Genomic DNA, 13,880 nt, shown 5'->3' with positions numbered 1-13,880 from the left:
AGCGGCGCAACGGCCGAGACTGCATGGAGCGGATGACCCGACACAGGCGCAGCCCCGCCAACAGCGCTATCCGACGCCCCGTCGGCACCCTGGCCCTGGCCTCGGTGGTGTTCGTGCTTGGCCTGTTTTTTGTGGATCGCCTCCCCCTGGATCTGCTCCCCCATGTGGAATATCCCCAGATCCGGGTCACCGTGAATTACCCCGGGGTCGCGCCGGAAGTGATGGAACAGCAGGTGACCCGCGTGCTGGAGCGCCATCTCGCAGCCACGGAAAATCTGGTCACCATCGACAGCCGTGCCTCCCAGGGGCGGACCAACGTCAACCTGATATTCGAATACGGGACGAATCTGGACCTGGCGCTGCAGGATGCCTCGCGCCATTTGGAGCTGGCCCGCACGCAGCTGCCTGCGGATATCGAGCCGCCACGACTGTATAAGTTTGACGCCTCCCAGGACGCTGTCTGGCAGGCTGGCTTCAGCTCTACCGTGCGCTCGGAGGCCGCCGTGCGTGACTGGGTGGATAGCGAGCTTGTCCCGCAGTTGATCGCCATGCACGGCGTCTCTGGTGTGGAGGCCGCCGGTGGCATGGTGCGTGAGATGGAGGTGGTGGTCGACCAGCAGCGGCTGCGCTCGTACGGGATGGCGCACGCAGACCTGGTGAGTGCGCTCAGCATGGAGAACGCCGACATCGCGGCCGGCTGGGTGACGTCCGACACGTTCGACGTGATGGCCAAAACGGACGGCTTGTTCCAGAAACCGGACGACATCCGCGATGTGCTGATGCCCATGCCCGGCAATCAAGCGCAGCACGTCCGCGTTGGCGATGTCGCGGACGTGCGCGACGGCTTCCGCGAGCCGCGGGTGCTGGCGCGTCTGAACGGCACCGCCGCCGCCCAGGTCTCCGCCTTCAAACTGCCCGATGCCAACACGGTCGAGGTGGTGGACGGCCTGAACGAGACCATGGCGAGGCTGGAGCGCTCTGGCTTTATTCCGGAGGACATTCGCTACCAAGCCACCCGCGACCCGGCATTTTTTGTGCGGGGCGCCGTCTCCGGTGTGGCGACAGCGGCGCTGTTGGGCGGCACCCTGGCGATGGTTACGGTGTTGCTGTTTCTCGGTAGTCTGCGCAAGGCATTCGTCATCGGCCTGTCCATTCCAATCGCGCTCATGGCCACGTTCGCCATGATGGGCACCGCCGGACTGACGCTGAACATCATGAGTCTGGGTGGCCTCGCCCTCGGTGTCGGGTTGTTGCTGGACAATGCCATCGTCATGCTGGAGAACATCTCCAGGCACCGGGAGCAACTGGGCAAGTCGCCGAAGGACGCCGCCCACGACGGCGCCCGCGAGGTCATCTCCGCCATTACTGCGGGTACCGTGACCAATCTGGCGGCGGTGCTGCCATTTCTGCTGATCACCGGGATTGCGGCGCTGATCTTCCGCGAGCTGATTCTTACCATCTCCTTTGCCATTATCGCCACCCTGGCTGCTGCCGTGACGCTGGTGCCCATGTTGGCGGCACTGCTCGGTGGCATCCGCTTCCGCAGCCACCTTGGCGGTACGGTGCCGTTTCGGGCGTTCAACTGGGTGATCGATCGGGCTCGCGCCGGCTACCGCCGGCGCATGCCATGCATTTTGCGCTGGCGCTGGGCCGTGCTGGGTACCGCCGCCGCGGCCATGGTGGCCTCGGTGCCTGTGTTCCAAGAGCTTGGGACGGAGTTTCTGCCTCAGGTTGACGACGGCAACGTCGACGTACGCCTGTTTCTTCCACCAGGAACGCCGCCCAAAGAGACGGACGCCGCGAAGCGTCGGGTGGAGGCGGAGCTGGGGCAGATGCCCCACGTGGAGAGCCTGTTCACCATTGTGGGCGGACACTTAAGCGGTGGGGTGATCAATGAGCGCCCGGGAACAGCCCGCAGCAGCGTTCAGCTGGTCCCCGCAGGCGAGCGGCCGGACATGCCCGCGGGAACGTGGGTGGCCCAGGCCCAGCGGCGATTGGATGCCCTGGACATTCCCGGTGCCCGCATCAGTGTCCGCCCACCGCGCATCGACGGGCTGCGCTTTGCCACCTGGGGTGACGATCTCACCATCGGCGTGGTCGGCGAGGACCTCGGCACCATGCGCTCCGCGGCGCTGGACATCGCCTCCCGGCTTGAAGGCATTCGTGGGCTCGAGGGTGTCGAGCTGACACGCGAGGACGAAAGCCCGATGCTCAGCATCGAGGTGGACCGGGCCCGGGCCAGTGATTTTGGGCTGCGCGTCGCGGACGTCGGTCAGTCCGTTCGCGATGCCGTCGATGGCGCCGTTGCCACGCGTTTCATGACCCGGAACCAGGAGTACGACGTTCGCGTGCGCCTGCCCCGCGATGCCGTCCAGGATACCGAGACCCTTGGGGATCTGCTGCTGTTCCGCCATCAGGGGGAGCCGATTCAGCTCCGTGACGTGGCCCGTTTCGAACTCGGCGACAGCCCGGCGCATATCGAACGGGAGAACCAGAGCCGTCTGGTTCGCGTCGGCGGTGACATCAACACCGATCTCAACGACGTGGGTAGCATCATGGCGCAGGTGGATGCCCGCCTCGCCGATCTCGAGCTGCCTGAGGGGTACAGCCTGATCTACGGCGGTCAGTGGGAGACCATCCAGGAGACCAACCGCGAGCTGGGCACGGTGATCCTGCTTGCGGTTTTCCTGGTGTTCGTGGTGCTGGCCGTGCAGTACGAGCGGCTGAGTAACCCATTGGTGATCATCAGCGCGGCGCCGCTGGCCATGGTGGGCGTGACCGCAATGCTCTGGGCCACGGGTAGCGTGGTCTCGGCGCCGGTCCTGATCGGCATGATCCTGCTCATCGGCATTGTGGTGAACAATGCCATCCTGCTGGTGGAGTACATCGAGATCGGCCGGCGCAACCAGGCCCTGTCCATGGCCCGGGCTACCGTCGCCGCAGGCGGCCTGCGGCTGCGCCCCATCCTGATGACCACGTTAACCACGGTGCTGGGCATGACACCGCTTGCCGTCGGCATGGGCGCCGGTACCGAGATCATGCAGCCGTTGGCGCTGACCGTCATTGGGGGACTGCTGATGGGCATGGTGCTGACGTTGCTCGTGGTGCCCTGCCTGTACCTGGTGGTCAGTGCCGCCGCTGTGGGCTTAACGCGCTGGCTCACGGGGGCGCGCCCGGCCGCGGAGCCGGGATGACAGACATGTCACACCGTCGACGACACGGGGGGTAATGGTGATTGCAATCGGCAAGTATTGGCTGCGCCTGCTCACGGACAGCGTCAAGCTCTGGCTGGAGGGCAACGCCTTCGCCCATGCCGGGGCGCTGGCGTTTTATACCCTCTTTTCACTGGCTCCGGTGATGATTATTGCCATTACCATGATCGGCATCGTGCTCGGCCCCGATGCGGCGCAGGGGGAAATCGTCGATCAACTGGAGGACGTCATCGGTGCGGATGCCGCCGCAGCGGTGGAACAGGCCGTCGCCGCATCGCGGCTGGAGCAGGCCGGCTGGCTGCCCACCATCATTGGCATCGCGGCGATGCTGATTGGCGCCACCACAGTGTTTGCCCAGATGCAGCTCTCCCTCAATGCGATCTGGGGCGTCATCGCGCGGCCGACACGCAGCAGCGTGCTGATTCTCCTCAAGAGCCGGCTGCTGTCGCTGGTCGTGGTCATCATCATCGGCTTCGTCATGCTGGTCTCGCTGCTGCTCACGGTCATGCTGCGGGCCGTGCTCCGCTTTGCCGATGCCTGGCTCCCGGTCCACCCCAGCGCGGTGTCGATAGCCGAGATCAGTCTGTCCCTGGTCGTGATCGTGCTGCTCTTCGCCATGATCTTCCGCATCCTGCCGGACGTGGTCGTGAGCTGGCGCGACGTCATTCCCGGGGCGTTGCTGACCGCGGTCCTGTTCCTCCTCGGCCGCTACGGCATCGCCACCTATCTGACGCTGGCGGCGCCGGCCTCGCCGTATGGTGCCGCGGGCTCACTGGTGGTGCTGTTATTATGGGTGTATTTCTCGTCGCTCATCCTGCTCTTCGGCGCGGCCTTCACCAAGACACTGTTGGTGGCCCGGGGCGGCCGCGTGGTGCCGCGCAATCTGGCCGTTCGCGTCAGGAATGAGCTGGTGGAAGACGAGGCGTTTTGACGCGTCGCTGCCGGAGATGCGAAGGGGTGCTGCCACCCCTCGCGGTTGAACGCCGGGACGCGCGTTCAGTCGTCCGCTTCGTACCCCAGGTTCGGCGCCAGCCAGCTTTCCAGCTCGCGTTTGGACAATCCCTTGCGCTTGGCGTAGTCCTCCACCTGGTCCTGGTAGATGTTGCCAAGACCGAAGTAGCGGCTCTCCGGGTGGCCGATATAGATGCCGCTGACCGCGGCGGTGGGCACCATGGCCTTGCTCTCGGTGAGATGCAGGCCGATGCGCGCCTCCGGCTCGAGCAGCTCCCAGAGCACGTCCTTCTCGGTGTGATCCGGGCAGGCGGGGTAACCCGCCGCTGGCCGGATACCTCGATAGCGCTCCTTGATGAGGTCCTCGTTGGCGAGGTCCTCGTCCGGCTGATAGCCCCAGAATTCCCTGCGGACGCGCTCGTGCAGGTGCTCGGCAAAGGCCTCGGCGAGCCGGTCGGCAAGAGCCTTGACCATGATGCTGCTGTAGTCGTCGTGGTCGGCCTCGAAGCGCTTGATGTGCGCGTCGATGCCGATACCCGCGGTCACGGCGAAGGCGCCCATGTAATCGGGCTTGCCGCTCTCCTTCGGCGCCACGTAGTCCGCCAGGCTCTGGTTCGGCCGGCCTTGCGGCTTCTCGTTCTGCTGGCGCAGGTGGTGCAGGGTAGTGAGCACCTCCCGGCGGGAGTCGTCGGTGTAGAGCACCGTGTCATCGCCCACCGCATTGGCCGGGAACAGGCCGAACACGGCACGGGCGGTGAGCCAGTTTTCGTTGACGATCCGCTCCAGCATGGCCTGGGCGTCCTCAAAGAGCGCGCGGGCCTGCTCGCCCACGTGCTCGTCCTCGAGGATTCTGGGATAGCTGCCGGCGAGCTCCCAACTTTTGAAAAACGGCGTCCAGTCGATATACCGGGTCAGCTGCGCCAGCGGGTAGTCGTCCAGGACCTGGATCCCGAGCCGTTTTGGCACGACCGGTTGGTAGCCCTCCCAGTCCACCGGCGTACGGTTTTCCCGCGCCTTGTCGATGGAGATCCACTTCTGCTTCTTCTGCCGCGCGGCGTGCTGCTCACGGACCTTGTCGTACTCGACCTTGAGCTTGCCCACGTACTCCGCGCGCCGGGTCTCGCTGAGCAGGTTGGAAGCCACGCCCACGCCCCGTGAGGCGTCCTTGACGTAGATCACCTCGTTTGAGTATTGCGGGTCGATTTTCACCGCTGTGTGCACCCGTGACGTGGTAGCGCCGCCGATGAGCAGCGGCTGCGTCATCTTGCGGCGCTCCATCTCCTTGGCCACATGCACCATCTGCTCCAGCGATGGCGTGATCAGCCCCGAGAGGCCGATGATGTCCACGTCTTCCTTGATGGCGGTGTCCAGAATGGTCTCGGCGGGCTGCATGACCCCGATATCCGTGACCTTGAAGTTGTTGCACTGGAGCACCACCCCGACGATGTTCTTGCCGATGTCGTGGACGTCGCCCTTGACCGTGGCCATGAGGATGTGGGCGGCAGGCTTATCGCCTTCCTTCTTCTCGGCCTCGATGTAAGGCAACAGGTGTGCCACGGCCTTTTTCATGACACGCGCGGACTTGACCACCTGCGGCAGGAACATCTTGCCGTCGCCGAAGAGGTCGCCGACGACATTCATCCCGTCCATGAGCGGGCCCTCAATGACCTCAATCGGACGGTCGTGCTGCAGGCGCGCCTCCTCGGTATCCTCTTCCACGTAGTCGACGATGCCCTTGACCAGCGCGTGTTCCAGGCGCTTGTTTACGGGCTGCTCGCGCCAGGCCAGGTCTTCTTCCTTCTTCTTGCCGCCCTGGTCCTTCACCGACTCGGCGAACTCCAGCAGCCGTTCGGTGCCGTCCTCGCGACGGTTGAGGATCACGTCCTCCACGCGCTCAAGCATCTCCTTGGGGATGTTGTCGTAGACCTCGATCTGGCCGGCGTTGACGATCGCCATGTCCAGACCGGCCTTGATGGCGTGGTAGAGGAAGGCCGAGTGCATGGCCTCGCGCACCGCATTGTTGCCGCGGAACGAGAACGACAGGTTCGAGAGTCCGCAGGAGACCCGCGCATAGGGCAGGTTGTTCTTGATCCAGCGCGTGGCCTCGATAAAGTCGATACCGTAGTTGTCGTGCTCCGGGATGCCTGTCGCCACCGGAAAGCAGTTCGGGTCGAAGATAATGTCCTCGGGCGGAAACGCCGCTGTGTCCACCAGCAGGTCGTAGGCCCGCTTGCAGATCGTGATGCGGCGGTCGTAGGTGTCCGCCTGGCCGTCTTCGTCGAAGGCCATGACCACGACGGCGGCGCCATAGCGCTTCAATTTTTCGGCCTGCGCCAGAAACGGTGCTTCGCCCTCCTTGAGCGAGATGGAGTTCACGACGGGCTTGCCCTGGGTGCACTTCAGGCCGGCCTCCAGGACCTCCCAGTTGGAGGCGTCGATCATCAGCGGCACGCGGGCGATGTCCGGTTCCGCGGCGACCAGGTTGAGGAAATCCGTCATGGCCCGCACGGCGTCGATCATGCCCTCGTCCATGTTGACGTCGATGATCTGGGCGCCACCGTCCACCTGATCCCGGGCCACCTCCAGGGCGGTGTCGTAATCGCCTTCCTTGATCAGGCGCTTGAAGCGTGCGGAGCCGGTGACGTTGGTGCGCTCACCGATGTTGACGAACGACGCGGTGGCCCCGAGGTTAAAGGGCTCCATCCCGGACAGGCGCATGGCGCGCTCCGGCTCCGGGATCTTGCGTGGGGGAATATCCTTGGTGGCCTCACGCAGCGCCTTGATGTGCTCCGGCGTGGTGCCGCAGCAGCCGCCGATGATGTTGACGAAGCCGCTCTCGGCGAAGTCCTTGACGTACTTCGCCATTACCTCCGGCGACTGATCGTATTCGCCGAACTCGTTGGGCAGTCCGGCGTTGGGGTAGACGGCCACGTAAGTGTCCGCGACCCGGGAGATGTCTTCGACAAACGGGCGCATCTGCTCGGCACCCAGGGCGCAGTTGAGGCCCACCGTAAATGGCTTGGCGTGCCGCACGGAGTTCCAGAACGCCTCCGTGGTCTGACCCGAGAGCGTGCGCCCGGAGGCATCGGTAATGGTGCCGGAGATCATCACCGGCAGGCGGTGGCCAAGTTCCTCGAAGAGCTGCTCCGTGGCGTAGATGGCCGCCTTGGCGTTGAGCGTGTCAAAGATGGTCTCGATGAGGAGCAGGTCGGCTCCGCCCTCGACGAGGCCGCGCGCGGCTTGCAGATAAGCGGCGCAGAGCTCGTCGAAGGAGGTGTTGCGGTAGCCGGGGTTGTTCACGTCGGGCGAAATGGAGGCGGTCCGGTTGGTTGGGCCCAGGGCGCCTGCCACGAACCGCGGCCAGTCGGGGTTTTCCGCTTCGGCGGCGTCGCAGGCTGCGCGCGCCAGGCGCGCGGCCTCAACGTTCAGCTCATGGACCAGGTCCTCCATCTGATAGTCGGCCTGCGCGATGGTGGTCGAGCTGAAGGTGTTGGTCTCGATGATGTCCGCGCCGGCGGCCAGGTTATCTGCATGGATCTCGCGGATGATGTCCGAGCGCGTCAGCACCAGCAGATCATTGTTGCCCTGGATGTCGCCTGGGCGGTCCTTGAACCGCTCGCCGCGGAAATCCTCCTCGCTCAGGGGGTACTGCTGAATGCTCGTCCCCATGCCGCAATCGAGGAAAAGAATACGTTCGTTAAGCGCATGTTTGAGCGTATCGATTCGGTTAGTCATTCGGTCTCAAGTGGTTGCGATGCACACTCATCGGAGGCGCTCATTATAACGCCTGGGTGGAAAGTAACGAGGGGGTGCGCTTGCTCAGGTCCCGGCACATGCGGACTCGGCGGCCCCGGAAGGGGCTTCAGCGCCCGGCGCAGCGCCGCCTTGAAAAGTGCTCATACTCGAGTTGAATAATCATTATTGGCGTGGACGTGCTCGGCCGCGCAGGCGATGAGGTGTCGAAAGAGGGCGCGTTGCTCGCGCTTTTGCGGCAGGTATTCCGGATGCCATTGCACACCCAGGACACACGGGGCGTTGGAGTCCTCGATGGCCTGGATGACCCCCGAGTCCTCATGACCGACGGGCTCGAGCCGCGGTCCTGGGTCCCGAATGGCCTGGCGATGCAGCGAGTTGACATGGCAGTAGGTGCGGTCCAGAGCCTGGGCGAGCCGGCTATGGGGCCGAAGCCGCACCGGCTTCTGGGGCCAGATGGTCCATAAATTGGGTGTCTCGCTGTAGAACGCGCGCAAGTCCTGGTAGAGCGTGCCGCCGCAGACCACGTTCAGCAGTTGCGCGCCGCGGCAGATCCCAAGGACCGGCAGGCCGCAATCCAGGGCCTCCTCTAAGAGACGCGTTTCCAGGAGGTCCCGGTCCGTATCCCCGCCGACCGCCGCTTTTGTACTGAGTAGCCGTCGTAGCAGCCACAGCAGCGGAAACAGGGCCAATGTGGCGAGAAACCGGGGCAGGTTGCGGCTGCTGCGCCGCAGCGCGCGCATGGATGGAGTGGCCGGTTCCTCGCCGTAGAGACCCGGATCCACGTCGGCGCCACCGCCGACGATCAGGGCGTCCAGGGCGTCTGCGGTCATTGGACGCCCAGGTGTGATGCGAACCGCGCGTCCGCCTGCCAGCCAGACCGCGAACCGGCAGCACAGCCAGGCGGCCGTGCCCCCGCGATCCGGTCCCGTAACGCCAACCACTGGTTTCATTCGCGTAGCCAGGCTTCAGTCTCCAGCGCCCATTCCTGATCCACCCGCGACAGGCTGGGTGGCCGCCTCTTGAGGTAGGCGGTCACCATGTGCCGCATCAGTGCTGGGCGTTCGGCAAGCCACTCCACGCTGACCCAGCCGCTCCATTCCGATGCCAGGGTCCAGTCCGCCTCGTCCACCCGGCAGTTGGGCAGGCGATAATGGAAGGCGGGCCGCGGGCTGACCAGGTCCGCGTCGGGCACGTCACGCACGGCCTGGTCGCCGGCCAGGAAACAGAATAACGGCAGCATGTCCAGCGCCCGGTTACGGGTTGGATTATGTGTGAGGTAGTCGGCGATCAGCCGCTCCTGATCCGGCTCATAGCCGGGATCCAGCAGCAAGCGCCGGTAGGCGTGCGGGAACTCGTTGATGTAGGGGGAAATACGCCGCGCCCAGTTGATCTCCCCCCGCACCTGCAGCCAGTCGTAGAGCAACAAGAACGCGCGCATTATGGCCACGAGGTGCTCGGTGCGGAGCGACGCCGCCTCGGGGTTGAGGTGCAGTCCGAAGGCGTAGAATAGCGATGCCCGCGTGCCGAGTGCTTCACCGGTCTGCAGGGCCGCGCGCAGGGCCTCGAGTTCGTGGATGTCAACGAACGGGATGGGGGGTGTGACAATTTCGTGGGGGACCACCGTGCCGGCCAGGCGCGCCAGTAGATCGTCCACGCGCTCACGATGCAAGGGCTCGTGCACGTTGAAGCCGAGACGCTCAAGGAGTTGCAGGTAACTGCCGTCTTTGAGCAGGGCCGTATCGATCTCCGCGGTGAAGGTGCCCCAGCGCGTGTCGGTGATGCGGTGAGAAAACCGGCTGTCGCGAATGATCCGTCCACCGTACAGCGAGGCCACCTGGGTCGAAATCGTCTCGAGGTCCAGGCCGGCGAATTCCAGTTCGACGCCCAGACGGCGGGGTTGGCCACTGTCCGTTGTCATGGCGGCAGGTAACGGAAACGTCATGCCCGGCTCCTTGGCCACGGGGTTGCAGGGTGCACCGATCGGCTGCATGTCAAACGCCTACACTTTAGCCTGATCCGCGACGGGCGGAAATGCCCCGCTGGCGCGCCTCAATCCGTGACGCGCTCGAAGCGTGTCCCCCGGCATCCGGGGCACGGTGGAATGTGTCCCGCGTTCTTAAAATGCATGGCCTTGTTGCAGGCGGAGCAGCGCAGCTCGCCGGGGCCGGTGATCTCGCCTGTGTGGTAGTGACCGGCCTCCTCCCACTGGCGGTTGAGTTCCAACCACTCCAGGCGGGTGCGGTCGGCAATGGTACTGAAGCGGTCGTACAGCCAGGAGCCGATGAGCTGCATGTCCATGCGGAACCAGCCGCGCAGGTCTTCACCATCACTGTCGCGGTCCAGGAAGCGGGCCGCATCCTCGACATCGCGGCGCAGGTATTCGCTGATGCGCTCGGCCTCCTCGGCTGTCAGCTCGTTCAGGTCCACCGCCTTCTGGCGTGCCCAGTCCAGTGCCTGGCGCAGCCGCGGCTGCGCCTCGTCACCCGCTTGTTCCAGGGCGTCGGTGACGCGCTGCAGCATTGTTTCGTAGCCTTCCAGCTGCCGCTGGTCCTTGGAATCCTTGCGCTCACTCATGCTGGTCCCCTGATGCGGTGCGCCGTAAGCGGCGTACAACGTCTGCGTCTCTCTAGTGTCATGTAACCGATTTTCGGTTACATGACACTAGATTGCGGTTTTGCTGGCGGGCGCACAAGGCCCTGGACGGGTCAGTGTGTTCCCGCGCATCGGCAGCCATGGCCCGATTACCGTATACTTGCGCCTTTGTCTGCGATGCAAATGAATACCACGAGCCGAAGATGACTATGGACGACGCCTACAAGCCGGAGATCATCGAAGCCGAAGCCCGACGCTACTGGGAAGACAACCAGACGTTCAGGGTCACGGAGGAGCCAGGGCGGGAGGCATTCTATTGCCTGTCCATGTTCCCCTATCCCAGCGGTAAGCTGCACATGGGGCACGTGCGCAATTACACCATCGGCGACGTTATGACCCGGTACCAGCGCATGCAGGGGCGCAATGTGCTCCAGCCCATGGGCTGGGACGCGTTCGGCCTGCCGGCGGAGAACGCCGCGATGCAACACAACGTGCCTCCCGCCCGGTGGACGCGGGAGAACATCGCGGCGATGCGCGAGCAGCTCAAGCAGCTGGGCTTCGGCTATGACTGGTCCCGGGAGTTCGCGACCTGTGACCCCTCCTATTACCGCTGGGAGCAGTGGCTGTTCACGCGGCTGTATCGCAAAGGGTTGGCCTACCGGGCGGTCGCCACGGTCAACTGGGATCCTGTTGATCAGACCGTGCTTGCCAATGAGCAGGTGGTCGACGGCAAGGGGTGGCGCTCCGGTGCCACGGTGGAACGCCGCGAGATCCCGCAATGGTTCCTGCGGATTACCGCCTACGCCGACGAACTGCTTGAGGCGCTGGAGGATCTGCCTGGTTGGCCGGAGCAAGTGCGCGCAATGCAGCGCAATTGGATTGGCCGCTCCGAAGGCGTGCGGCTGGAGTTCCCGGTCCAGGGACGGGGTGAGGCCTTGAGCGTCTATACCACGCGTCCGGATACGCTCTTCGGTGTCACCTATATGGGTCTTGCGCCGGAGCACCCGTTGACCCGCGAGCTGGCCGCGGGCAATGCAGAGGTGGCTGCATTTGTGCAAGAGTGCAGCAAGGCCGGTGTCGCCGAGGCCACAGTGGCCACCCTGGAAAAGAAGGGCCTGGATACCGGATTGCGCGCTGTGCATCCCCTGACGGGTGAAGAGATCCCGATCTGGATCGCGAACTTCGTGCTCATGACCTACGGTTCCGGGGCGGTCATGGCGGTGCCCGCCCATGACCAGCGGGACTGGGACTTTGCCACCAAGCACGCCCTGCCGATCCGCCCGGTCATTGCCCCCGCCGGTGGCGGCGCAGCGGATATCAGCACCCAGGCCTTCACCGACACCGGTGTGCTGGTGAACTCCGGCGACTACACCGGCATGACCTCCGAGCAGGCCTTCGAGGCCATAGCCGACTGGGTCGAGGCGCAGGGCCTCGGCGAACGCCAGATCCACTACCGCCTGCGCGACTGGGGTGTTTCCCGCCAGCGCTACTGGGGTGCGCCGATTCCCATGATCAACTGCCCCCGCTGCGGGCAGGTGCCCGTTGCGGATGCCGATTTGCCCGTGGAGCTGCCGGAAGAGGTCTCCTTTGACGGCGCCGGCTCGCCGCTCAAGCACATGCCCGAGTGGTATCGCACGACCTGCCCGGACTGCGGCGGCGATGCCGAGCGCGAGACGGATACGTTTGATACGTTCATGGAGTCATCCTGGTATTTCGCCCGCTTTGCCTGCCCCGACAATCAACGGGCCATGATCGACGACCGTGCGGGCTACTGGCTGCCCGTGGACCAGTACATCGGCGGAATCGAGCACGCCATCCTGCACTTGCTGTACGCGCGCTTTTTCCAGAAGGTCATGCGCGACGAGGGGCTCATTGCCGTGGGCGAGCCATTCACCAACCTGCTCACCCAGGGCATGGTGCTCAAGGACGGGGCCAAGATGTCCAAATCCAAGGGCAATACCGTGGACCCCCAGTCGCTGGTTGAGCGCTACGGTGCCGACACCGTGCGGCTGTTTACCATGTTCGCGGCGCCGCCGGAGCAGTCCCTGGAGTGGTTGGACTCGGGGGTTGAGGGGAGCTATCGCTTTCTCAAACGCCTCTGGCAGCTGGTGCGCACGCATACCACCCGCCCGCGTCCACCGGCGCTGGAGGCGTCCGCATTGACGGATGACCAGCGCGCGACGCGGCGCAAGATCCACGAGACCATCCGTAAGGCCACCGACGACATGGGGCGTCGCTACACCTTCAATACCGGTATTGCCGCGGTGATGGAGCTGATCAACACGCTCTACAAGGCCGCCGACGACGAGACCGAGCATGGCCGGGCTGTCCTCCAGGAGGGCCTGGAGGCCGCGGTGCTCATCCTGGCGCCAATTGTGCCGCATATCTGTCATCGCCTCTGGGCGGAGCTCGGCCACGCGGGGCCGGTGGTGGATGCCGCCTGGCCGCAGGTGGACGCCCAGGCCCTGACCCAGGACACCCTGGCCCTCGTGGTGCAGGTCAACGGCAAACTGCGCGGCAACATCCAGGTGCCGGCGGATGCCGGGCGCGACGTCATCGAGGCGGCTGCGCTTGAGGAGCCCAACGTGCAGCGTTTTATCAGCGATAAGTCCGTGCGTAAGGTGATCGTGGTACCGGGTAAACTGGTGAATGTAGTGGCCCACTGAGGGGCCGCTGAGGAGGCCGCCGATGCGCAGCCTGCGCCGTATCACGGTAGCGTTGCTCATTATTGCGCTGGCGGGTTGCGGCTGGCACCTGCGTGGGTCCGCTCCAGGGGCGGCGTCTCTGGACGGCGTGACCGTGGTGGTGGACAGTCGCGTGGGACAAGGCGGGCTTGCCCGGGAAGTTCGCCGCGCCGTCAGTGCGGCGGGCGCCGACGTGCGCGAGAGCGGCGACGGCCCGCGGTTGATCCTGGAGAGCGAGCGGCGGGATCGGCAGCAGCTCAGTGTGGCCGCCGATGGTGGCATCGAGGAGTTCGAGCTGCGGTACCGGGTGGGCTGGTCCATCGAGTCGGCCGATGGTGAGACCCTGGCGGGTCCGGATACCTTCGAGCAGGTGCGTGCCTTCCGTTACGATCGCGGGCAGGTGCTTGGTAGTGAAGAACGGGAGGAGGGATTGGTGGAGGAGTTGCGGCGCGACATTGCCTTTTTGTTGGCGGAACGCGTACAGGCGACAGTCGGCGAATAGACAGGACACTAGCGTCCTGTCCCGCAAATAACGTTACGATTGTCGCGGCCCTGACGGCCCCTGGCGGCGTTGCGCCTCCTCGCCGTAGTGCCCGCTACGCCTCGTCGGCGCGCCTTGCCGGGAACCGTCAGGATCCACGCCAATTTTCGCAACTTATTTACGGGACAGGACACTAGGGTAGCG

Annotated in this window: 8 protein-coding genes; 4 read left to right on the top strand and 4 right to left on the bottom strand. The window is 64.9% G+C overall.

Translation table 11 applies throughout. The features are described from left to right. Positions 1 to 23: 23 nt before the first annotated feature. Together QZT63_RS06190 and QZT63_RS06185 are read left to right on the top strand one after the other, a co-directional pair. Positions 24 to 3,194, top strand: coding sequence for an efflux RND transporter permease subunit (locus tag QZT63_RS06190; protein ID WP_290649490.1), 3,171 nt, complete (start codon positions 24 to 26; stop codon positions 3,192 to 3,194). Positions 3,195 to 3,228: 34 nt separating this feature from the next. Beyond that, entirely contained in the window at positions 3,229 to 4,143 is a 915-nt protein-coding gene (locus QZT63_RS06185; protein ID WP_290649488.1) for a YihY/virulence factor BrkB family protein, read from the top strand. Between the two features lie 65 nt (positions 4,144 to 4,208). On the opposite strand, the gene metH is transcribed toward QZT63_RS06185, so the two are convergent. The 4 genes from metH to QZT63_RS06165 form a co-directional block, all read right to left on the bottom strand. Beyond that, complete coding sequence (gene metH, locus QZT63_RS06180) at positions 4,209 to 7,898, bottom strand: methionine synthase (protein ID WP_290649487.1); 3,690 nt, start codon at positions 7,896 to 7,898, stop codon at positions 4,209 to 4,211. Between the two features lie 161 nt (positions 7,899 to 8,059). Next, on the bottom strand, positions 8,060 to 8,869 hold the full coding sequence (locus tag QZT63_RS06175) for a gamma-glutamyl-gamma-aminobutyrate hydrolase family protein (RefSeq protein ID WP_290649485.1): 810 nt from the start codon (positions 8,867 to 8,869) through the stop codon (positions 8,060 to 8,062). After that, positions 8,866 to 9,909 carry an amidoligase family protein gene (locus QZT63_RS06170; RefSeq protein ID WP_290649484.1) on the bottom strand — a complete coding sequence of 348 codons (1,044 nt, stop codon included), beginning with the start codon at positions 9,907 to 9,909 and terminating at the stop codon, positions 8,866 to 8,868. The genes QZT63_RS06175 and QZT63_RS06170 overlap by 4 nt, the downstream gene beginning before the upstream one ends. A gap of 59 nt (positions 9,910 to 9,968) precedes the next feature. Next, complete coding sequence (locus QZT63_RS06165; RefSeq protein WP_290649483.1) at positions 9,969 to 10,493, bottom strand: zinc ribbon-containing protein; 525 nt, start codon at positions 10,491 to 10,493, stop codon at positions 9,969 to 9,971. Positions 10,494 to 10,720: 227 nt separating this feature from the next. On the opposite strand from QZT63_RS06165, the gene leuS reads away from it, so the two are divergent. Together leuS and lptE are read left to right on the top strand one after the other, a co-directional pair. Next, a complete protein-coding gene (leuS, locus tag QZT63_RS06160; RefSeq protein ID WP_290649556.1) occupies positions 10,721 to 13,177 on the top strand; it encodes a leucine--tRNA ligase in 2,457 nt (818 codons plus the stop codon). Positions 13,178 to 13,199: 22 nt separating this feature from the next. Further along, a complete protein-coding gene (gene lptE / locus QZT63_RS06155) occupies positions 13,200 to 13,697 on the top strand; it encodes an LPS assembly lipoprotein LptE (protein ID WP_290649481.1) in 498 nt (165 codons plus the stop codon). The last annotated feature ends 183 nt before the right edge of the window (positions 13,698 to 13,880 follow it).

Origin of the sequence: Aquisalimonas sp. (genome assembly GCF_007120195.1) — a bacterium.
Classification (GTDB): Bacteria; Pseudomonadota; Gammaproteobacteria; order Nitrococcales; family Aquisalimonadaceae; genus Aquisalimonas.
Note: the sequence above shows the minus strand (reverse complement) of the source record. Positions and strands in the feature narration are given on the sequence as shown.

Excerpts from the sequence above, each read along its gene's own strand:
- metH (WP_290649487.1), bottom strand. The coding sequence starts at position 7,898 with ATGACTAACCGAATCGATACGCTCAAACATGCGCTTAACGAACGTATT.
- leuS (WP_290649556.1), top strand. The coding sequence starts at position 10,721 with ATGGACGACGCCTACAAGCCGGAGATCATCGAAGCCGAAGCCCGACGC.
- QZT63_RS06165 (WP_290649483.1), bottom strand. The coding sequence starts at position 10,493 with ATGAGTGAGCGCAAGGATTCCAAGGACCAGCGGCAGCTGGAAGGCTAC.
- QZT63_RS06175 (WP_290649485.1), bottom strand. The coding sequence starts at position 8,869 with ATGAAACCAGTGGTTGGCGTTACGGGACCGGATCGCGGGGGCACGGCC.
- QZT63_RS06190 (WP_290649490.1), top strand. The coding sequence starts at position 24 with ATGGAGCGGATGACCCGACACAGGCGCAGCCCCGCCAACAGCGCTATC.
- QZT63_RS06185 (WP_290649488.1), top strand. The coding sequence starts at position 3,229 with ATGGTGATTGCAATCGGCAAGTATTGGCTGCGCCTGCTCACGGACAGC.
- QZT63_RS06170 (WP_290649484.1), bottom strand. The coding sequence starts at position 9,909 with ATGCAGCCGATCGGTGCACCCTGCAACCCCGTGGCCAAGGAGCCGGGC.
- lptE (WP_290649481.1), top strand. The coding sequence starts at position 13,200 with ATGCGCAGCCTGCGCCGTATCACGGTAGCGTTGCTCATTATTGCGCTG.